The following is a 19,150-nucleotide window of genomic DNA, read 5'->3' on the forward strand; positions in this document are numbered from 1 at the left end:
TCAGCAGCTGCGCACGGCGCGGATCGCGCGGATGCGCAGGTCCTCATCGCGCGGGGGCAGGTCGAGGGCGAGCGGTGCCGCGGGCTCGGGGAGTCCGTAGAGCCGGTGCATCCAGCGCCGGGCGTCTTCGAGCGGGAACGACTCGCCGTACACGGCGTACTTGATGATCGCGCCCTCGAGGGTGCTGCGCAGCATGACCTCTTCGAGAGCGGGGTCGTCGGCGCCGCGTTCGCGGAAGAGCTCGCGCACGATGTTCTCGGACTCCGTGGCCTGCTGTCCGAAGCGCTGCTCGGACTCCGCGAAGAGGCGGTGCGTGACCGGCTGCTGCTGCATCGACAGCACGGCACGCTGCACGGGCATCGCGAAACCTGTCGCCATGAAGACGCCGTCGATGATGCCGGCGAGACGCTCGTCGGGGGTGCCGGGAACCTGCGGGATGCCGAACAGCGTCTCGAACCACCGGTCGATGACGGCGGAGATCAGCTGGTCCTTGCCGCCGAAGTGGTAGTTGGCGAGTCCCTGCGCGACGCCGGCGCGGCGGGTGATGTCGGAGATGCTGGCGCCCGCGACGCCCTTCTCCCCGAAGAGTTCTATCGCCGCGAGGAGGATCTTCTCGCGCGCCCGCTCACGGGCTTGCCTGTTCTGCTCGTCGGAACGGGCCATGGTGTCCACTTCCCCAGGATCGGACGACATCGAAATCGACGCCAAACCTCTATACTAATCTTTGAACGAGCATTCAGCGTTTCGCGTTCGGTCATATGTCAGTCCGCCCGCGCACGCCACACGGGTGCGGGCCCCCTTGGAGGGGCGTCGGGTCCGCACCCGTGTATCTCCCGCTCGGGTCAGGCGGAGCCGCGCACGACCAGTTCGGTGGGCAGGATGGTCGTCGTCTCGGGCGCCTCACCGGCGAGGTTCGACAGCAGCACGCCCGCCATCGCCTCGCCCTGCGCGTACATCGGCTGCCGGACGGTCGTCAGCTGCGGATCGGTCGTCAGGGCGACCGACGAGTCGTCGTATCCGACGAGCGCCACGTCGTCGGGCACGCGGATGCCGGTGGCGCGGAGCGCCGTCAGCGCCCCCCTCGCCATGAGGTCGCTCGCCACGAAGATCGCGTCGGGGGTGCCCGTCGCGAGGATGCGGCGCGCGGCATCCGCCCCGCTGGCCTCGCTGTAGTCGCCGGCCTCCTCCGCGAAGGGCGCGAGCCCGGCATCCGCCAGCGCGTCGCGGAAGCCCTGCAGGCGGTCCCCCGACGACACCATGGTGAGCGGACCCGTGATCGTCGCGATGCGACGGCGACCGGTGCTGAGCAGATGCTGCGTCGCGGTGCGGGCGCCCGCGACGTTGTCGACGTCGACCACGAAGTCGCCGTCGCGGCGCTGCATCGGGCGACCGCCCCACACCACGGGCACGGCGTCTGCCACGCGCTCGATGAACGCGTCGCTCGTGTGGTGCGAGACGATCAGCGCGCCGTCGACCCCGCCGTTGCGCACGAAGCTGGCCATCTTGTCGCCGGGGTCGTCGGTCGCGATGAGCAGGTTGAGCAGGTAGTCCGAACCGCGCAGCGCGCCCGTGATGCCGGCGACGATCGCCGCGAAGAAGGGGTCGCCGAAGAACGTCGTCGTGTCCTCGGGCACGATCAGGGCGATCGCGTGCGTCTGCCGCGACGCGAGCGATCGCGCCGCACGGTTGGGCACGTAGTTGAGCTCGGCGATGGCACGCTGCACGGCGTCGAGCGCCTCGGGGCTCACCGCGGTCGAGCCGTTCACCACACGGGACACCGTCGATCGGGACACCCCGGCCGCCGAGGCCACCTCTTCGATGGTCGCGCGAGTCGTCACGGCTCTCCCCTCCACCCGGCCGACGGTCGGGTCTTCCCAGATCCGCCGACCCGGCGTCAGAGCGCTCGGGCGGCGATGATCCGAGCGTACTCCCGGCCCGAGTCCTTCACACTGCGCTCCTGCGTGTCGTAGTCGACCCGTACGATGCCGAAGCGCTTGTCGTAGCCCCAGGCCCACTCGAAGTTGTCGAACAGCGACCAGTAGAAGAAACCGCGCACGTCGACCCCGGCGTCCGCCGCGTCGAGCACGGCATCCAGGTGCAGGCGGAGGAACTCCGCGCGGTCCTCGTCGTGCACGCGGGTCTCGCCGTCCTCGATCACGGCGACGTCGTCGTAGGCGGCGCCGTTCTCCGTGACGGAGAGGACGGTGCCGGCGGGCTCGGCGTACTCCGTCCACAAACGCTGCAGCAGACGCGTGAGACCCTCGGGCTGCACCTCCCAATCCTGCGCCGTGCGCGGCAGACCGCGCTCCACCGGGTGGATGCCGGCGCTCGACGGGTACGGGCTGCGGCCGGGCCGGTCGGTCGCCGGTCCACTGACCTGCGGCGGCACGGCCTGCGGCTCTCCTGCCACGAGGTCTCCGTGGTAGTAGTTCACGCCCTGCGTGTCGATGCGCTGCGCGATGGTCGCGAGGTCGCCGTCGTGCACGGCATCCTCGAAGCGGTCCACCGCCCCGGCGTCGACCGCACGGATGTCCTCGACGATGTCGGCGGGATACTGCGCCAGGTAGATGGGATCGAGGAACCAGCGGTTGAACTGCCCGTCGACCCGCCGCGCGGCGTCGACGTCGGCCGGGTTCGCGGGGTCGGCCGGATCCGCGACCGTGTGGTTGAGCGTGATGCCGAGGTTGAGGCTCGCGTCGCGCCCGCGCAGCTCGCGCACCGTCTCGCCGTGCGCGAGCAGCAGGTGGTGCGAGGCGAGCAGCCCCTCGGCGATGCTCGTGTGGCCGGGTGCGTGCTCCCCTCCCGTGTACGACAGGAACGACGAGCACCACGGCTCGTTGAGCGTCGTCCACACGTTCACGCGGTCGCCGAGCGCGTCGTGCATCGTGCCCGCGTACTCGAGGAACCGCCCCACGGTGTCGCGATTCGTCCAGCCGCCCGACTCCTGCAGCGCCTGCGGCATGTCCCAGTGGTACAGCGTCAGCCAGGGCAGGATGCCGGCGCCGAGCAGCTCGTCGACGAGCCTGTCGTAGAAGTCGACGCCCTGCGGGTTCACGGCGCCCCCGTCCGGACGCACCCGCGACCACGAGGTCGAGAAGCGGTAGGTCTGCAGCCCGAGCTCCTTCATCAGCGCGACGTCCTGCGGGTAGCGGTGGTAGTGGTCGCAGGCCACGTCGCCGTTGTCGCCGCGCACCACGGCACCGGGCTCCCTGCTGAACGCGTCCCAGATCGACGCCGTCCGGCCGTCTTCGAACGCCGCCCCCTCGATCTGATAGGCCGCCGTGGCGGCTCCGAACAGGAAGTCCTCGGGGAAGGCTCGGGTCATGGACGTCATCCTTTCACCGCGCCGGCCATGATGCCACTCACCAGCTGGCGCCCCGCGACGACGAACAGCGCGAGCAGCGGGAGCGTCGCGAGCACGGCACCCGCGAGCACGATCGAGTAGTCGATGTAGTAGCCAGACTGCAGCTGACTGAGCGCGGTCTGCAGGGTCGGGTTCTGCGGCGACAGCACGATCAGCGGCCAGAGATAGTCGGTCCAGGCGGTCATGAACGTGAACAGTCCGAGAATGGCCATGGCCGGACGAGCCGCCGGCACGCCCACCGTGAGGAACGTGCGGAACTGGTTGGCGCCGTCGACCCGCGCCGCCTCGATGAGCTCGTCGGGGATCACGTCGACCAGGTACTGCCGCATGAAGAAGACGCCGAACGCCGTCACCAGGGTCGGCACGATCACGGCGCCGATCGACCCGGTCCAGCCCAGCTCGCGCATGAGCATGAAGAGCGGGATGATGCCGAGTTGCGTGGGGATCGCCATGGTCGCGATCACGAAGACCATCAGCCCGTCCCTGCCGCGGAACCGGAGCTTCGCGAACGCGTAGCCGGCGAGCGTCGAGAACGTCACGACCGAGAGCGTGATGATCGCGGAGATGAGGAAGGAGTTGCCGAGCGCGAGCCAGAACGGGATGGCGTCGAGCACCTTCGCGGCATTGGCGAAGAAGTTGCCGCCGGGGACGAGCGGCAGCGTCTCGCCGCGCGTCGCGTTGGTGCCGCTGGCCACGACGATCGACCACCACAGCGGGTACACGCTGCCGATGATGAATGCCGCGAGCAGCCCGTAGGTGAGGAAGCCGGGACGGCTGCCGATGCCCGCGTTGCCGCCGGCGGCCCGGCGCCGACGGATCTTCTCGGGCACGCTGAGTGCCTGCGTGGCGGTCATCGTGCGTCCTCCGAGGTCGTGGTGCGAGCGCGTCGTCGTGCCGAGCGGGTCCGTGGTCCGTCCCCCGTCGAGATCCGTCGCGAGATCAGGAAGTTGATTACACCGATGCCGACGATCAGCAGGAACAGCAGGATGGCGACCGCCGACGCCTCGCCGAGGTCGCGGCGGAAGAACGCCATCTCCCACAGGAACAGCACGGTCGTCTGGAACTGCCGGTCGCTGCCGCCGATGCCGCCGGCCGTCGACACGTCGAACAGCCGCGGCTCGGCGAAGATCTGCAGGCCGCCGATCGTGGCCGTGATGATCACGAAGATCAGCGTCGGCCGGATCGTCGGGATCGTGATCGAGAAGAACCGCCGAGCCGCTCCCGCGCCATCCAGCGCCGCCGACTCGTACAGGTCTCGGGGCACGGCCTGCATCGCCGCGAGGAGGATCAGCGCGTTGTAGCCCGTCCAGCGGAAGTTCACCATCACCGCGATCGCGATGTGCGACAGGAACGTGTCGTGCTTCCACTGCTGGTCGGCGACCCCGATGAGGTTGAGGAGGTTGTTCGCGAGGCCGTCGGCCTCGTTGAAGATGCTCGAGAAGATGATCGCCACCGCGACCGGCGTCACCACGAACGGGATCAGCACGCTCATGCGCCAGAACGTGGGCGCCCGCAGACCCCGGTCGAGGAGGTAGGCGATCAGCAGAGCAACGGCCAGCTGCGGGACGGCCGAGAGCACGAAGATGCTCAGGGTGTTGCCGACCGAGTTCCAGAACATGCCGTCGGCGAGGATCTCGGCGAAGTTGCCTGCGCCGACGAACTCGCCCTGCCCCTTGAGCAGATCCCACTCGTGCACCGCCACCCACACCGTGTACAGCAGCGGGAAGAGCCCCACGAGGCCGAACAGCAGGAAGAACGGCGAGATGTAGAAGTACGGCGAGGCGTTCTGGTCGAACCGCGAGAGGCGATGGCGCCAGGAGCGCGGTGGCACGGCATCCGCCTTCGACGCGACGGATGCCGTCGCCGGACGCTCTTCGGTCAGAGTCATGGGGGTTCCTTCTCCAGAGGCTTCGACAGGCTCAGCAACCCATGGGTCCCTGAGCCTGTCGAAGGGTGGTCTCGGGTCAGCCGACGAGCTCGTTCAGCAGACCGATCGCCTGCTCCCAGGCGCCCTGGGTGTCGGTCTCACCGCGGTCGAGTGCGCTGAGTGCGGGCCCGAACACGTTCTCCTGGATGACGGAGTCGTCGGCGCCCTTGAACTGCGCGACCACGCCCTTGGCACGCTCGGCGAGGATCGCACCGGTCGGGGCGTCGTTGAAGAACGCGTTGGGTGTGGCATCCGCGGCGAGCGTCTCCTGTGCCTTCACGGTCGACGGGAAGTTGCCCGCTGCCGCAGACTGCTTGACCTGCTGCTCGGGCTGCGTCAGCCAGTCGGCGAGCTCGGCCGCCGCCTCCTTGTGCTGCGACGACTCCGGGATCGACAGGAACGCACCGCCCCAGTTGGCCGCGCCGCCGGGGAAGACGTCGGCGAAGTCCCAGCCGGTGGTCGCGTCGCCGCCGCCTGCCTCGACCTGCCCCTGCACGACGCCCAGCATCCAGCCCGGGCAGACGAACGTGGCGAAGGTGCCGTCGACGAACGACTTGCCCCCGTTCCAGTCCCACGCGGTCTGCGCGGCCGACTGTCCGCCCTCGGTCGCCGCGCCGAGCAGCTCGAAGCGCTCCTGCAGCTCGGCGTTGCCCTCGACGTTGAGCTCGCCGTCGGCGGTGTAGTAGCCCTCGTCGAGCTGGTTCACCATGGCGTTCCACACGAAGCCGGAGTGGTCGTACCAGGCCTTGCCGGTCTTGGCGGTGTAGTCGGCGCCGACGGCGAAGTAGTTCTCCCAGTCGCCGTCGAGCAGCTGGGCGACCGACTCGCGGTCGCTCGGCAGGCCCGCTGCTTCGAACGCGGCGCCGTTGTAGCAGATGCCGCTCGGGCCGATGTCGGTGCCGTAGCCGATGACGCGGCCCTCGGCATCCGTCGCCTGTCCGTACTTCCAGTCGACCCAGTCGCCCTTGCGGTCCTCGATGCCGTAGTCGCGCAGGTCGACGAAGGTGTCGGACACGTCCATGATGGCGCCGAGCCACCCCTCCTCGATCGCGACGATGTCGCTGAGGCCGGAGCCGGCGGCGATCTTGGTGAACGCGTCGGTGCGGGCGTTGCCGCCGGTGTCGATGTTGGTCGCCTCGATCGTGATGTTCGGGTGCGCCTTCTCGTACTCGTCGTAGAGGTCGTCGTAGCCGAAGGTGCCGAACGTGGTGACGGTGAGCGTGATGTCGCCGTCGCCTCCTTCGGCGTCGCCGGATCCGGTCGCTGCGCAGCCGGCGAGGGCGAGGGCGGAGACGGATGCCGCGGCTGTCGCCGTCAGGATCCGGGTGCGGGCACGTGTGTTCACAGGTCACTCCTTCGTGGTGGGTCGTGCGGTGGGGTGGTGCAAGGTCGTGGATGCTGTGGGAGCGCTCCCACGGGCAGTGGTGGCGACTCTATGGGAGCGCTCCCACGAATGTCAAGCGCGGGCCTGGTGCGAACTTCTGCGGCCATCGCCACCTTTTGCGGCCCGACACTGGGGTTCCAGGCCGCAGAAGGCGCTCCCGTCCGAAATTCTCGACGGTGCGGAGACGGCGTACCCTTGACCGGTGCCCGACACCGAACTCTCCCCCGCCCTCACCCGCGCCGAGTCGCTGATCCGCAGCATCCCGGACTACCCGGAACCGGGCATCATCTTCCGCGACATCACGCCGCTGCTGGCGGATGCCGAGGCGCTGAAGGCCACGACCGACGCGATCGTCGAGCCGTTCGCCGGTCAGTTCGACGTGGTCGCCGGCATCGAGGCACGCGGGTTCATCCTCGCCGGCGCCGCGGCCATCGCTGCGGGTGTCGGCCTCATCCCGATCCGCAAGGCGGGGAAGCTGCCGCGCCCCGCGGCATCCGTCGACTACGCCCTCGAGTACGGCACGGCGACGATCGAGATGCACGACGACCTGCCCGTGGGGTCACGCGTGCTGCTGATCGACGACGTGCTCGCGACAGGCGGCACGCTCGCGGCCGGACGCGAGCTCGTGGAGCGCCTCGGCAGCCACGTCGTCGGCATCTCGGTGCTGTTCGAGATCGACGGCCTGGGCGGACGCGAGGCGATCGGCGACCTGCACACCGTCTTCCACGCCTGACCCGCGCCCGCTCGCGAATCGACGCGCCGGCGAGCCGGTAGACTGACGGTGCCCGTCCGCCCGCGACTCTTGGAGCCGTCATGCCCACCATCGTCGTCGACGTCATGCCCAAGCCCGAACTGCTCGACCCGCAGGGGAAGGCCGTCTCCGGAGCGTTCGCGCGCCTCGGCGTCGAGGGCTTCACCGACGTCCGCATCGGCAAGCGCTTCGAGCTCACCGTCGAGGGCGAGGTCACCGAAGAGGTGCTCGCCGAGGCCCGTCGCATCGCCGACGACGTGCTGTCGAACTCCGTGATCGAGGACGTGGTCGGCATCGAGGTCGCCGAATGACCACGCGCATCGGGGTCATCACGTTCCCCGGTTCGCTCGACGACCGCGACGCGCAGCGCGCCGTCCGCATCGCCGGAGCCGAGCCCGTCGCCCTGTGGCACGGATCGCACGACCTCGAAGGCGTCGACGCGCTCGTGCTGCCCGGTGGCTTCAGCTACGGCGACTATCTGCGCGCCGGCGCGATCGCCGCGCTCTCGCCGATCATGGCCGAGGTGAAGGATGCCGCGGCGAAGGGCATGCCCGTGCTCGGCATCTGCAACGGGTTCCAGATGCTCGTCGAGGCGCACCTGCTGCCCGGCGGCCTGATCCGCAACGACCACCAGCACTTCGTGCGTCGCGACCAGAGGCTCGTCGTCGAGAACTCCGACACCGCGTGGACCAACCGGTTCCGCACCGGCCAGGAGATCGTCATCCCGCTGAAGAACGCCGACGGCGGCTACATCGCCGACGACGAGACGCTCGACCGCATCGAGGCCGAAGGGCTCGTGGCGTTCCGCTACGCGGGCGTCAACCCCAACGGGTCACTGCGCGACATCGCGGGTCTGACGAACGAGGCGGGCAACGTCGTGGGTCTCATGCCGCACCCCGAGCACGCCACCGAGCCGGGCTTCGGCCCCGACACGACCGCCGCGATGCGCAGCGGTGTCGACGGCCTCGACTTCTTCACGAGCGCCGTCGCGGCAGTCGCCCGCGCCGCCGCCTGACGCCGGCGCGAACCGCCCCGGCCCCACCCCTCCCACGCGAGCCACCCCTTTTCGCCCGAGCCACCCCCGTGCGTACGGTGCAAACGGGGGTGGCTCGGCGCGAGAAGGGTGGTTCGGCGCAGGGGCGCGGGGGGCGGGGGGCAGACGGGGGCGCGGGGCGGGACGAGAGCGTGACTCGTCAGCGGATGCCGAGCTCCTCGGCGACTACGAGGGCAGTGCCGCCGAGCAGCACGATGTCGTCGCCGCGCACGGCCACGCGGATCTCGAAGTCGTCGGTCACGATTGCCAGCGCCTCGTGCTCGATCGCCGCCTTCGCCGCCTCGAGGAACACGTCGCCGACCACGTCCGGAGGTCCCGACAGCACGACCTGCTCGAGACCGAGAGCGGCCACGACCGGCGTGAGCACCCGTCCGAGCGCCTGACCGGCGGCAGCGAGCACGGCGTCGGTGCCGTCTCCGGCATCCGCCAGTCGGCGGCGCAGGAACGGGGTCGCCGCGACGACCTCGAGGCATCCGCGCCGACCGCAGCGGCACACCTCGCCGCCCTCGTCGACGAGCGGCCTCGACTACCGCGCGTTCCCCCGCCTCTCAGCCGTCGCCGAGGCGCGGTGGCCCCACCGGCGGCCGCGACTACGAGGAGTTCGCACCGCGCCTGGCCGAGCACCTCGCACGTCTGGCCGCCGCGGGCGTCGAGTACCGGCACGCCGACGGGCCGCGTCCGTGGCAGGAGCGTCCGGGCGTCAGCGGACGGACGCGGTCGGTCGAGGAGGCGGCCGCGCACCTCGCCCGCATCACCGCCAACATCGGCTGAGCGGCGCGGGCATCCCCGCGCGAGCCCGCCTCCCCTTACCGTCGAGCCACCCCCTTAGCGCCGAGCCACCCCTCTAGCGCCGAGCCACCCCCGTGAGTACGGCACATGCGGGGGTGGTTCGGCGCGAAAGGGGTGGCTCGCGGATGGAAGGCGGGGGCGGGGCCGGGCGGGGACGGGTCAGGGCGCGGGGAGCGCGAACGGGTTGTCGCCGGCGGCGGCGAGCAGGTACCAGGCCGTCGTACCCGTGTGCAGACTCGCGTAGTACAGGTCGCCGAATCCGGAGTCGAGGCCGTCCGTTGACGTCGCGACGATACCCTTGCCGTCGCCGTTCGGCGCATCCCGCTGCGCGAGGCGGATGCTGCTGAGCAGCGACTCCGCGGCATCCGCATCACCGGCCCCGTCGCGCAGTCTCAACGAGAGCGCCAGGTGCCCTGCCCCCTCGAACCACACCTTCGACACGTCCACGTCGCTGATCGACGGACCGCTGTACGGGCCGTCGGTGGCGATGAGGTTCGAGAGGGTCCAGTCGAGGGCGGTGCCGAAGCGGGCGTCGCCGGTGCCGAGGTAGCTCCAGGTCTGGGCATCGAGCGGCTTGGGGTGGGTGTTGACGGTGCTGCCGTCGAGCAGGGTGCCGGTGTCGACGTGGCCGTCGGCCGCCTGCATGGCCGCGACGAAGTCCGCAGCGACATCCGCGCGCTGCGCCCACAGCGGGTCGCCGGTGAGCTGGGCGAGCTGGCCGAAGAAGCCCGCGATGTCGCTGTTGTGCTCGGTGGACTTCCAGACCAGCGAAGTGCCGTCCTCGAGCTGCCCGCCCGTGTAGCCGTACGGGGCACGGGTAATGTCGGCGGTGTTCGTCTGGATCCACTGCGCGATATCGAGAGCGCCGTCGAGGTACTTCTGCTCGCCCGTCGCGTGGAACAGACGCGCGAGCGCCATCCCGACCCAGGCCTGGTTGCCGGTGAACGTGCCGGGACCGGTGATCTCCATCCGCCCCTGACGGATGCCGTGCGGCTCGTACGAGGTGCGCACCCGTCCGTCGCCGATCGGGTCGTTCTCCTGCACGAAGAGGAGCGTGTCTCCGACGGCCTGCGCGCGGCGAAGGTCGTCGGGGAGGCCGCGTGCGGTGTACGCGATGATGACCAGGGCGTCGTCGTAGACGAACGAGGGCGTGAAGTCCCAGGTCGGGAGATCTGTGAAGAATCCGCCCTGGTAGCTGCGCGGCAGGCACATGCCCGCCCCGTCGCAGAACTCGTCGACGCGTCCGTCGAGGAACTCGTACGCCCGCGCGACCGAGAGGCTCGGGTCGGGTGCGCTGCCGTCGGGGGTCGGATCGTCGGCCGAGGCGACGGCGGTGGAGATGACGGTCGCGGCACCGGCGAGCACGGTCGTCGCGACGACCATCGCAGCGACCATCCGTCTCACGGGACGGCGCGCGGTACCGGACATCATGACCCCCTCGGTCGGAACCGCGCGATGCGACAGCGCGGGCGACCTGCAGGTCACGGCAGAATCTTGGCATTCCGGATGGGGGCGCAGTAGTGGCGAAGGTCTATGTCTCTGCATCCATTCGTCTGGACTCGCACGGTGCCGAGGCCCACCCCGCGCGCCGAGACCCACTCTCGCCGACGTCGCGGGTGGTGGGTCTCGGCGCGGGTGGTGGGTCTCGGCGGGCTGGGTGGGTCTCGGCGGGCTGGGCGCACGCTCGGCGGGCAGGATGCACACGCTGGGCGCGGGTGGTGGGTCCGGGCGCGGGGCACGCACGCGACAGCCCGGAACGTGTCAGTCCCGAAACGATTCGATCCCCGCGTGGTGTTGGCGACGACGTGTGCAATAGCCTGATCGCATGGCACAGCTTGAGCAGATCGCAGCCCCCGGTTCCGAGTGGTGGCGCAGCGCGGTCATCTACCAGATCTATCCCCGTTCGTTCGCCGACGCATCGGGCGACGGCATCGGCGACCTGCCCGGCATCACGAGCCGACTCGACTCGCTCAAGGAGCTCGGCGTCGACGCGATCTGGCTGAGCCCGTTCATGACGAGCCCGCAGCGCGACGCCGGCTATGACGTCGCCGACTACCGCGACGTCGACCCGCTGTTCGGCACCCTCGACGACTTCGACACCATGCTGAACGAGGCGCACCGCCGCGGCATCCGCGTCGTCGTCGACCTCGTGCCGAACCACTCCTCCGCGCAGCACGCCTGGTTCCAGGCCGCGCTGCGGGCGGCGCCGGGCAGCCCCGAGCGCGCGCGCTACATCTTCCGCGACGGCAAGGGCGAGAACGGCGAGCTCCCGCCCAACAACTGGGAGTCGGTGTTCGGCGGCGGCATGTGGGAGCGCGTGACCGAGGCCGACGGCACGCCCGGCCAGTGGTACCTGCACATCTTCGACCCCACGCAGCCCGACTTCGACTGGACGAACGAGGAGGTCCGCGAGGAGTTCCGCTCGATCCTCCGCTTCTGGCTCGACCGCGGGGTCGACGGCTTCCGCGTCGACGTGGCGCACGGCATGATCAAGGCCGACGGCCTGCCCGACTACACCCCGCCGGCCGACGCCGACTCGATGGGCGGCGGCGAGGCCGACGTCCCCTACTGGGGCCAGGACGGTGTGCACGACATCTACCGCGACTGGCACCGCGTGCTGGCCGAGTACGACGGCGACCGTGCGCTGTGCGGCGAGGCGTGGATGCCGACGCTGAAGCAGACCGCGCTCTGGGTGCGCCCCGACGAGATGCACCAGACGTTCAACTTCCCGTACCTCATGACCGAGTGGGATGCCGAGGCGCTGCGCGACGTCATCCGCGAATCACTCGAGGAGTTCGGCGCCGTCGGGGCTCCCAGCACCTGGGTGCTGTCGAACCACGATGTCGTGCGCCACGCGACGCGCCTCGCCCTCACCGAGGAGAACCCGCAGGGCGACGGCATCGGCCCGAACACCCCGAACAAGCCCGACACCGCGATCGGTCTCGCCCGGGGCCGCGCCGCGACGACCCTGATGCTCGCACTGCCCGGGTCCGCGTACATCTACCAGGGCGAGGAGCTCGGGCTGCCCGAGGCGATGGAGATCCCCGACGCGTTCCGCCAGGACCCGACCTGGTTCCGCACCAACGGCGAGCGCTACGGGCGGGACGGATGCCGCGTGCCGATCCCGTGGGAGGCCGACGCCCCGGCGTTCGGCTTCAACGAGACCGGCGCCTCGTGGCTGCCGCAGCCCGCGGAGTGGGCGACCTACGCGCGCGACGTCGAGAAGGGCGACGAGACGTCGACCCTCGCCCTCTACACGCAGCTGCTCGCGGTGCGCCGTGAGAACGGCTTCGGTTCGGGCTCGCTCGTCTGGGAGGACGCGGGGCCGGATGCCGTCGCCTTCCGCCGCGGGGCCGTGCACGTCGTCGCGAACCTCGGCACGGAGCCGCTCGACCTGCCCGCCGGCGCCACGGTGATCGTCGCGAGTCAGCCGTTCGACGGCGACGCGCTGCCCGTCGACACGGCCGTCTGGTACACGACGGCCTGACCCGCATCCGCTCTCTTCCCGCCTCTCTCGTCGAGACCCACCACCCGCGTCGAGACCCATCAGCAGCCCCGTACGGGGTGGTGGGCCTGGACGCGCGAGGTGGGTTTCGACGCAAGGAGGGCGGGAAGCGGGGACGCGGACGGGGGCGGGAAGCGGGGGCGGGGCGGGGGCGGGAATCGACGGACGCGGCGTGGGATGCTGGACGCATGGCGCCCGGCATCCCCTCCGTCCTGTTCGTGTGCGTGCACAACGCGGGCCGCTCGCAGATGGCGGCCGGCTTCCTGCGCGCCGTCGCGGGCGACCGCATCGACGTGCGCTCGGCCGGATCGCTGCCCGCCGAGCACATCAACCCGGTCGCGGTCGAGGCGATGGCGGAGCTAGGCATCGACATCACCGCGCAGTCCCCGAAGGTGCTGACGACGGATGCCGTGCAGGCATCCGACGTGGTGATCACGATGGGATGCGGGGACGCGTGCCCGTTCTTCCCGGGGAAGCGCTACGAGGATTGGGAGCTCGACGATCCCGCCGGGCAGGGCATCGACGCCGTGCGGCCGATCCGCGACGACATCCGCCATCGGATCGAGACGCTGGCCGCCGAGCTGCTCGCCTGACTCTTCTTGATCTCCTCCGCCGAGCCACCCCTTTCGTGCCGAAACCCCCCGATACGTGCGGTACGTACCGGGGGGGGGTTCGGCGATAACGGGGTGGCTCGGCGAGCGCGCGGCGACCGGTGACGACGGGGGTCAGGGGACGATGAGTCCCTCGGTCTTCTCCTGCGCGAGCTGGAACCGACGCTGCACGTCCTCCCAGTTCACGATCTCCCAGAACGCCTTCACGTAGTCGGCGCGCACGTTGAGGTAGTCGAGGTAGTAGGCGTGCTCCCACACGTCGAGCTGCAGCAGCGGGGTGACGCCGAGAGGAGCGTTGCCCTGCTGGTCGAACAGCTGGAAGATCACGGGGCGGGCGCCGACCGAGTCCCAGGCGAGCACGGCCCAGCCGGATCCCTGCACGCCGAGCGCCGTGGCGGTGAAGTGCTCGCGGAACGCGTCGATCGAGCCGAACGCGTCGTCGAGCGCCGCCGACAGCTCGCCCTCGGGGTTGCCGCCACCCTCCGGCGACAGGTTCTGCCAGAACACCGAGTGGTTGATGTGCCCGCCGAGGTTGAACGCGAGGTCCTTCTCGAGCTTGTTCACGGCGGCGAGGTCGCCCGCGTCGCGCGCGGCCGCCAGCTGCTCGAGCGCCGTGTTCGCACCGGTGACATAGGCCTGGTGGTGCTTCGAGTGGTGCAGCTCCATGATCTTGCCGGAGATGTGCGGGGCGAGCGCCGAGTAGTCGTACGGCAGCTCGGGGAGGGTGTACGGAGTGGACATGGTGATTCCTTCCTTCGATGGTCTGGAGACGGAGCCGGTCAGTCCTGCGCGCCCGGCAGCGAGTGGAAGCGGCGGTCGATGTAGACGAGCGGGCGACCGGGGCGGCCGAGCAGCACCTCGTCGACCTCGGCGATGACGACGGTCGACGATCCGACGGCCACCGTGGTCATCGGGTGGCAGCGCATAGCGACGCGCGCCTCGCGCAGGTACGGCTCGCCGGTGGGCAGGGCGCTCCAGCCCTGCGCGTCGGTGAAGCGCTCTGCGCCGCTGATCGCGAAGCTCTGCGCGAGGTCGGAGTGCTCGTCGTCGATCAGGTGCACGACGAAGCTGTCGGACGACAGGATCGCCCCGGCGCTGCCGGTGGCGCGGGTCACCGAGAACACGATCGCCGCGGGGTCGACCGCGACGGACGCAACGCTGGATGCCGTGAGCCCCACCGGTCCGTCGGGGGTCGTCGCCGTGATGATGGCGACGCCGGCGGGATGCTGTCGGAACGCGGCCTTGAGTCCTTCGCCGACGGGCGAGGGCACCGGTGCGGGCGGCGGTGTGGTGGTCATTCGTGTGCCTCCTGCGGCGGGAGTGCGGCGATGATCGGGTGGTCGTGCTCGATCATGCCGACCTTGGCGGCGCCACCGGGGGATCCGATGTCGTCGAAGAACTCGACGTTCGCCTTGTAGTAGTCCTGCCATTCTGGGGGCAGATCGTCTTCGTAGAAGATCGCCTCGACGGGGCAGACCGGTTCGCACGCTCCGCAGTCGACGCATTCGTCGGGGTGGATGTAGAGCGAGCGCTCGCCCTCGTAGATGCAGTCGACTGGGCATTCGTCGATGCAGGCGCGGTCTTTGACGTCGACGCAGGGCAGCGCGATCACGTAGGTCATCGAGTGGTCTTCCTCCGAGGCACGGTTCCACCGTAAGACCTCAAGTACACTTGAGGTCAAATCATGGAGACCCCTTGACAGCGCACAGCGATCCCGACCGCGCGCCGCACGCCGCCGACGAGCCGCTCACGATCGGCGAGATGAGCCGGCGCACCGGCGTCGCCTCCTCGGCCCTGCACTTCTACGAGAGTCTGGGCCTCATCGCCTCGACCCGCACGCCGGGCAACCAGCGCCGGTACGCCAGGCACATGCTGCGCCGGGTGTCGCTCATCACGGTCGCGAAGCGCCTCGGCATCCCCCTCTCCGACGTGCAGGAGGCGTTCGCCGACGTCCCCCTCACGCAGACCCCGAGCCACGACGACTGGCAGCGCGCATCGCGCCGGTGGAAGCGCGAGCTCGAGAAGCGCCGGGAGGGCATCGAGCGCCTCGAACGCGAGCTGACCGGATGCATCGGCTGTGGCTGCCTGTCGATGAAGGCGTGCGGCCTGCTCAACCCCGACGACGCGCTCGGCAGCCAGGGCGCGGGGCCTCAGCGCCTGCAGGACTGAGGCGGGTCGGCCCTCCCGCCCGCGCCGTCGAAACCCACCTCGCGCGTCGAGGCCCACCACGCCACTCGTCGCGGGTGGTGGGCCTCGGCGGGAAGGGTGGGCCTCGGCGGGGCGGTGGGCCCCGGTCGCCGAAACCCACCTTGCGCGTCGAGGCCCACCACGCCACTCGTCGCGGGCGGTGGGCCTCGGCGGGAGTGGTGGGCCTCGACGGGAGTGGTGGGCCTCGACGCGGGGGCGGTGGGCCCCGGCGCCGGGCTACACCACCGTGAACGACGCGGACAGCAGCGACTGCTCGCGCGAACTCGGTCCGACGAGCAGGGCGAACTCCCCCGGCTCCACGAGGCGCACACCGGCCGCGTCGACGATCGAGCACTCGGCCACGGGCAGGTCTACCCGCACGATGCGGCTCTCCCCCGGCGCGAGGTCGACCTGTCGGTAGGCCTTGAGCTCGCGGTCGGTCCAGCTGACGCTCGTCACGACGTCGCGCACGTACACCTGCACGGTCTCGCGCACCGGACGCGATCCGGTGTTCGTCACGGTGACCTCCGCCACCACGGTGTCGCCGAGCGCGAGCGGCCCCTCCGACACCACGAGATCCGAGTACGCCACGGTCGAGTACGACAGCCCCTCGCCGAACGCCCAGGCGGGCGACTGCGTGAGGTCGGCGTACCGGTCGCCGTGCTGCCCGCGGATCTGGTTGTAGTACGTCGGCTGCTGTCCCACGTGACGCGCGAACGAGATCGGCAGGCGTCCAGACGGCTCGACGGCTCCCGTGACGATCTCCGCGAGCGCCCTGCCGCCCTGCATGCCGGGATTCGCCGCCCAGATGACGGCTGCGGCCTGCGAGACGGATGCGGGAAGCACGAGCGGCTTCGACGCCAGCAGCACGACGACGACGGGCTTCCCGGTCGCGATCAACGCGTCGAGCAGGGCGTTCTGCCCCCCGATCAGCTCGAGCGTCGCGGTCGAGCGGCCCTCTCCCACGAGCTCGATGCGGTCTCCCACGACGGCGACGACGACATCGGATGCCGAGGCTGCGGCGACCGCCTCGGCGATCAGCGCCTCGTCGGGTGTGGCGGGCACGACGACCGGAGGGCGCGGCTGCCCGTCGGGGAACGTCGACCCGCGGGGGTCCTCCTCGAGCGTGAGGATGTCGGCGCCGCGCGCGTGCGTCACGGTCCAGCCCTCGACGCCGGAGAGGCCGTCGAGCACGGTGGTGATCATGTCGCGGGGCTGGCCGTCGAGCCACCCTGCCTGGCCGGACCCTCCCGCCCAGTCGCCGAGCTGCGTCTGCGCGTCGTCGGCGAGCGGACCGACCACCGCCACAGACAGCGGGGCGGCGGGCGAGAGCGGCAGTGTGCCGTCGTTCTCGAGCAGCACGAGCGAGCGCCGGGCGATCTCGAGGTTCAGGTCGGCATGCGCGGGGCTGCCGACGACGGCATCCCGTCCGTCCTGCGGCAGCCGCGGATCTTCGAACAGGCCGAGCTCGAACTTGAGCGTGAGGATGCGGGCGACCGCGGTGTCGAAGTCGCTGGACGACAGCATCCCCCGGGCGACCGCGTCGAGCGCCCCCTCGAAGAACCCCGGCGTCGTCATGACCATGTCGTTGCCGGCCTTCACCGCCGCGGCGGCGGCGTGCGTGTAATCGGGCTGCACCTGCTGCTCCCACACCATGCGGCCGACGTTGTCCCAGTCGGTGATGAGCGTGCCGGTGTACCCCCACTCGCCGCGCAGCACGTCGCTGAGCAGCCAGTCGTTGACGGTGATCGGCACGCCGTCGGTGGTCTGGTAGCCGAGCATGAAGGTGCGGCATCCCTCGCGCGCGACGCGCTCGAACGGCGGAAGGAACCACGAGCGCAGCTTGCGCCGCGAGATGTCGGCCTCGCTCGCGTCGCGTCCGCCCTGCGTCTCGGAGTATCCGGCGAAGTGCTTGGCGGTCGCGAGGATCGCGGTCGGGTCGTCGAGACCATCGCCCTGGTACCCCCGCACCATGGCCGAGGCGAGCTCGCCGATGAGGAACGGGTCCTCTCCGAACGTCTCGTCGACGCGACCCCAGCGCAGATCGCGGGCGATGCACAGCACCGGCGAGAAGGTCCAGTGGATGCCGGTCGCGGCGACCTCGACCGCGGTGGCGCGAGCCACTCTCTCGACGAGCTCGGCATCCCACGACGCCGCCATGCCCAGCTGGGTCGGGTAGATCGTGGCGCCCGGCCAGAACGAGTGCCCGTGGATGCAGTCCTCGCCGACGAGCAGCGGGATGCGCAGCCGCGTCTGCGCCGTCAGCTCGTTCGCGCGGATCAGCCGCTCGGGCGAGGTGTGCAGGATCGACCCGACATGACGACGCAGGACGTGGTCGTCGAGATCGTCGCGGGCGTCGAGCTGCAGCATCTGCCCGACCTTCTCCTCGACCGTCATGCGGTCGAGGAGATCGGCGACGCGGGCCGCGATGGGCAGTTCGGGGTCGAGGTAGGGCAGGGATTCGGTCAGGGTGGGAGAGGTCATCACTTGGGGTTCTCGGTGTGCGGGTCGTTCGGGGCGGGCGGCGCGGACGCCGGGGTCGGGATGCTGCGCACCGCCGTCACCGGGTCGTTCACGTTCAAGCCCTTCTTCTTCATGGCTCGGGCCCGCTCGCCCGCGGAGCGCAGTCGCGGGTTGACGTACTCGTCGATGCCGAAGTTGATGAGCGAGAGCGCGACGCCGATGATCGCGATGCAGAGTCCGGCCGGCACGTACCACCACCACAGCCGCGGGAAGGCGCCGTTCTGCTGCGCCCAGAAGAGGATCGTGCCCCAGTTGAGGTTGCTCACGGGGATCACGCCGATGAAGGCGAGCGTGGTGAGGCCGAGGATCGCGGCGGTGACGGTGCCGACGAAGCTCGACGCGATGAGCGCCATGAGGTTCGGCAGCATCTCGACCGTGATGATGCGCCGCAGCGGCTCGCCGTTCGCACGGGCCGCCTGGATGAAGTCCCGGTTGCGCAGCGACATGGTCTGCGCGCGCAGCACGCGCGCGCCCCATGCCCAGCCGGTGAGCCCGAGCACGGCGGCGATCACGATGAGCGGTGGGTTCTCGAACTGCGACGCGACGATGATGATCAGCGGGATGCCGGGGATCACGAGGAACACGTTGGTCAGCGCCGACAGCGACTCGCTCTTCCACCCGCGCACGTATCCGGCGATCACGCCGATCGTGATGGCGATGAGGGTCGCGATGATCGCCGACAGGAAGCCGACCACGACCACGCCGCGGGTGCCGAAGATGATCTGGCTGAGCACGTCCTCTCCCATGTGGGTGGTGCCGAGCCAGTGCTCGAACGAGGGCGGCTGGCGCAGAGCCGTGCGGTCCTTCTGCGTCGCCCCGTACGGCGCGATGAGCGGAGCGAAGATCGCCACGAGCACGAACACCCCGAGGATGATCAGGCCGGCGATGGACTTGCGGTTGCGGAACATCGCGAACGCCTGCGCCAACTGCGACCAGAACGTCTTGCGCGGGGGCTGGTCGGCGCCGGCCGTGCGGAAGGTCGCCGTCTCCGGCATCCCGGTGGCGAGGGCGCTGCCGTCGGGTGCGGTGGTGTCCGACTGGGTGGGGACGCTCAT

The 19,150-nt window shown here is 70.4% G+C and carries 18 protein-coding genes and 1 pseudogene; 6 read left to right on the forward strand and 13 right to left on the reverse strand.

Annotated features, from left to right (window positions below):
* The 6 genes from MRBLWO14_RS07080 to MRBLWO14_RS07105 form a co-directional block, all read right to left on the reverse strand.
* Complete coding sequence (locus MRBLWO14_RS07080) at nucleotides 1-663, reverse strand: TetR family transcriptional regulator (protein WP_341936176.1); 663 nt, start codon at nucleotides 661-663, stop codon at nucleotides 1-3.
* 179 nt (nucleotides 664-842) lie between these two features.
* Nucleotides 843-1,838: a LacI family DNA-binding transcriptional regulator gene (locus tag MRBLWO14_RS07085; RefSeq protein WP_341935750.1), complete on the reverse strand. Its 996-nt coding sequence runs from the start codon at nucleotides 1,836-1,838 to the stop codon at nucleotides 843-845.
* 56 nt (nucleotides 1,839-1,894) lie between these two features.
* The gene (locus tag MRBLWO14_RS07090) at nucleotides 1,895-3,325 is read right to left on the reverse strand and encodes a GH1 family beta-glucosidase (protein WP_341935751.1); all 1,431 of its coding nucleotides are present in this window, start codon (nucleotides 3,323-3,325) and stop codon (nucleotides 1,895-1,897) included.
* A 5-nt stretch (nucleotides 3,326-3,330) separates the two neighbouring features.
* Complete coding sequence (locus MRBLWO14_RS07095) at nucleotides 3,331-4,218, reverse strand: carbohydrate ABC transporter permease (RefSeq protein ID WP_341935752.1); 888 nt, start codon at nucleotides 4,216-4,218, stop codon at nucleotides 3,331-3,333.
* A complete protein-coding gene (locus MRBLWO14_RS07100; protein ID WP_341935753.1) occupies nucleotides 4,215-5,252 on the reverse strand; it encodes a sugar ABC transporter permease in 1,038 nt (345 codons plus the stop codon). The genes MRBLWO14_RS07095 and MRBLWO14_RS07100 overlap by 4 nt, the downstream gene beginning before the upstream one ends.
* A gap of 76 nt (nucleotides 5,253-5,328) precedes the next feature.
* Complete coding sequence (locus MRBLWO14_RS07105) at nucleotides 5,329-6,636, reverse strand: ABC transporter substrate-binding protein (protein ID WP_341935754.1); 1,308 nt, start codon at nucleotides 6,634-6,636, stop codon at nucleotides 5,329-5,331.
* A 241-nt stretch (nucleotides 6,637-6,877) separates the two neighbouring features.
* On the opposite strand from MRBLWO14_RS07105, the gene MRBLWO14_RS07110 reads away from it, so the two are divergent.
* From MRBLWO14_RS07110 to purQ, 3 genes are all read left to right on the forward strand, one after another.
* A complete protein-coding gene (locus MRBLWO14_RS07110; RefSeq protein ID WP_341935755.1) occupies nucleotides 6,878-7,408 on the forward strand; it encodes an adenine phosphoribosyltransferase in 531 nt (176 codons plus the stop codon).
* A gap of 80 nt (nucleotides 7,409-7,488) precedes the next feature.
* Entirely contained in the window at nucleotides 7,489-7,737 is a 249-nt protein-coding gene (purS, locus tag MRBLWO14_RS07115; protein ID WP_341935756.1) for a phosphoribosylformylglycinamidine synthase subunit PurS, read from the forward strand.
* Nucleotides 7,734-8,441 carry a phosphoribosylformylglycinamidine synthase subunit PurQ gene (purQ, locus tag MRBLWO14_RS07120; RefSeq protein WP_341935757.1) on the forward strand — a complete coding sequence of 236 codons (708 nt, stop codon included), beginning with the start codon at nucleotides 7,734-7,736 and terminating at the stop codon, nucleotides 8,439-8,441. Before purS ends, purQ begins: the two co-directional genes overlap by 4 nt.
* Before the next feature lie 178 nt (nucleotides 8,442-8,619).
* Here the strand turns inward: purQ and MRBLWO14_RS07125 are convergent.
* Nucleotides 8,620-8,979, reverse strand: a pseudogene (locus MRBLWO14_RS07125) (ROK family transcriptional regulator); the annotation flags it as partial.
* A 449-nt stretch (nucleotides 8,980-9,428) separates the two neighbouring features.
* Nucleotides 9,429-10,664 carry a hypothetical protein gene (locus MRBLWO14_RS07130; protein ID WP_341935758.1) on the reverse strand — a complete coding sequence of 412 codons (1,236 nt, stop codon included), beginning with the start codon at nucleotides 10,662-10,664 and terminating at the stop codon, nucleotides 9,429-9,431.
* A gap of 430 nt (nucleotides 10,665-11,094) precedes the next feature.
* On the opposite strand from MRBLWO14_RS07130, the gene MRBLWO14_RS07135 reads away from it, so the two are divergent.
* Nucleotides 11,095-12,756: a glycoside hydrolase family 13 protein gene (locus MRBLWO14_RS07135; RefSeq protein WP_341935759.1), complete on the forward strand. Its 1,662-nt coding sequence runs from the start codon at nucleotides 11,095-11,097 to the stop codon at nucleotides 12,754-12,756.
* Between the two features lie 206 nt (nucleotides 12,757-12,962).
* Nucleotides 12,963-13,367 (forward strand): arsenate reductase ArsC, encoded by a 405-nt coding sequence (locus tag MRBLWO14_RS07140; protein ID WP_341935760.1) that lies wholly within the window; start codon nucleotides 12,963-12,965, stop codon nucleotides 13,365-13,367.
* 132 nt (nucleotides 13,368-13,499) lie between these two features.
* Here the strand turns inward: MRBLWO14_RS07140 and MRBLWO14_RS07145 are convergent, their stop codons facing one another.
* The 3 genes from MRBLWO14_RS07145 to fdxA are packed head-to-tail and all read right to left on the reverse strand — an operon-like array spanning nucleotide 13,500 to nucleotide 15,006.
* Entirely contained in the window at nucleotides 13,500-14,126 is a 627-nt protein-coding gene (locus MRBLWO14_RS07145) for a superoxide dismutase (protein WP_341935761.1), read from the reverse strand.
* Between the two features lie 38 nt (nucleotides 14,127-14,164).
* The gene (locus MRBLWO14_RS07150; RefSeq protein WP_341935762.1) at nucleotides 14,165-14,683 is read right to left on the reverse strand and encodes a flavin reductase family protein; all 519 of its coding nucleotides are present in this window, start codon (nucleotides 14,681-14,683) and stop codon (nucleotides 14,165-14,167) included.
* Complete coding sequence (gene fdxA / locus MRBLWO14_RS07155) at nucleotides 14,680-15,006, reverse strand: ferredoxin (RefSeq protein WP_341935763.1); 327 nt, start codon at nucleotides 15,004-15,006, stop codon at nucleotides 14,680-14,682. The genes MRBLWO14_RS07150 and fdxA overlap by 4 nt, the downstream gene beginning before the upstream one ends.
* Nucleotides 15,007-15,080: 74 nt before the next feature.
* Between fdxA and soxR the strand changes: the two genes are divergently transcribed.
* Nucleotides 15,081-15,554: a redox-sensitive transcriptional activator SoxR gene (gene soxR, locus MRBLWO14_RS07160; protein WP_341935764.1), complete on the forward strand. Its 474-nt coding sequence runs from the start codon at nucleotides 15,081-15,083 to the stop codon at nucleotides 15,552-15,554.
* 255 nt (nucleotides 15,555-15,809) lie between these two features.
* Here the strand turns inward: soxR and MRBLWO14_RS07165 are convergent, their stop codons facing one another.
* Together MRBLWO14_RS07165 and MRBLWO14_RS07170 are read right to left on the reverse strand one after the other, a co-directional pair.
* Nucleotides 15,810-18,056 (reverse strand): glycoside hydrolase family 3 N-terminal domain-containing protein, encoded by a 2,247-nt coding sequence (locus MRBLWO14_RS07165; protein WP_341935765.1) that lies wholly within the window; start codon nucleotides 18,054-18,056, stop codon nucleotides 15,810-15,812.
* Nucleotides 18,056-19,150, reverse strand: coding sequence for an ABC transporter permease (locus tag MRBLWO14_RS07170; protein WP_341935766.1), 1,095 nt, complete (start codon nucleotides 19,148-19,150; stop codon nucleotides 18,056-18,058). Before MRBLWO14_RS07170 ends, MRBLWO14_RS07165 begins: the two co-directional genes overlap by 1 nt.

Source organism: Microbacterium sp. LWO14-1.2, assembly GCF_038397715.1.
In the GTDB taxonomy this organism is placed as follows: Bacteria; Actinomycetota; Actinomycetes; order Actinomycetales; family Microbacteriaceae; genus Microbacterium.

Excerpts from the sequence above, each read along its gene's own strand:
- MRBLWO14_RS07130 (WP_341935758.1), bottom strand. The coding sequence starts at position 10,664 with ATGGTCGCTGCGATGGTCGTCGCGACGACCGTGCTCGCCGGTGCCGCG.
- MRBLWO14_RS07095 (WP_341935752.1), bottom strand. The coding sequence starts at position 4,218 with ATGACCGCCACGCAGGCACTCAGCGTGCCCGAGAAGATCCGTCGGCGC.
- MRBLWO14_RS07170 (WP_341935766.1), bottom strand. The coding sequence starts at position 19,150 with ATGAGCGTCCCCACCCAGTCGGACACCACCGCACCCGACGGCAGCGCC.
- purQ (WP_341935757.1), top strand. The coding sequence starts at position 7,734 with ATGACCACGCGCATCGGGGTCATCACGTTCCCCGGTTCGCTCGACGAC.
- MRBLWO14_RS07150 (WP_341935762.1), bottom strand. The coding sequence starts at position 14,683 with ATGACCACCACACCGCCGCCCGCACCGGTGCCCTCGCCCGTCGGCGAA.
- MRBLWO14_RS07100 (WP_341935753.1), bottom strand. The coding sequence starts at position 5,252 with ATGACTCTGACCGAAGAGCGTCCGGCGACGGCATCCGTCGCGTCGAAG.
- MRBLWO14_RS07165 (WP_341935765.1), bottom strand. The coding sequence starts at position 18,056 with ATGACCTCTCCCACCCTGACCGAATCCCTGCCCTACCTCGACCCCGAA.
- MRBLWO14_RS07080 (WP_341936176.1), bottom strand. The coding sequence starts at position 663 with ATGGCCCGTTCCGACGAGCAGAACAGGCAAGCCCGTGAGCGGGCGCGC.
- MRBLWO14_RS07135 (WP_341935759.1), top strand. The coding sequence starts at position 11,095 with ATGGCACAGCTTGAGCAGATCGCAGCCCCCGGTTCCGAGTGGTGGCGC.
- purS (WP_341935756.1), top strand. The coding sequence starts at position 7,489 with ATGCCCACCATCGTCGTCGACGTCATGCCCAAGCCCGAACTGCTCGAC.
- MRBLWO14_RS07140 (WP_341935760.1), top strand. The coding sequence starts at position 12,963 with ATGGCGCCCGGCATCCCCTCCGTCCTGTTCGTGTGCGTGCACAACGCG.
- MRBLWO14_RS07090 (WP_341935751.1), bottom strand. The coding sequence starts at position 3,325 with ATGACCCGAGCCTTCCCCGAGGACTTCCTGTTCGGAGCCGCCACGGCG.
- MRBLWO14_RS07145 (WP_341935761.1), bottom strand. The coding sequence starts at position 14,126 with ATGTCCACTCCGTACACCCTCCCCGAGCTGCCGTACGACTACTCGGCG.
- fdxA (WP_341935763.1), bottom strand. The coding sequence starts at position 15,006 with ATGACCTACGTGATCGCGCTGCCCTGCGTCGACGTCAAAGACCGCGCC.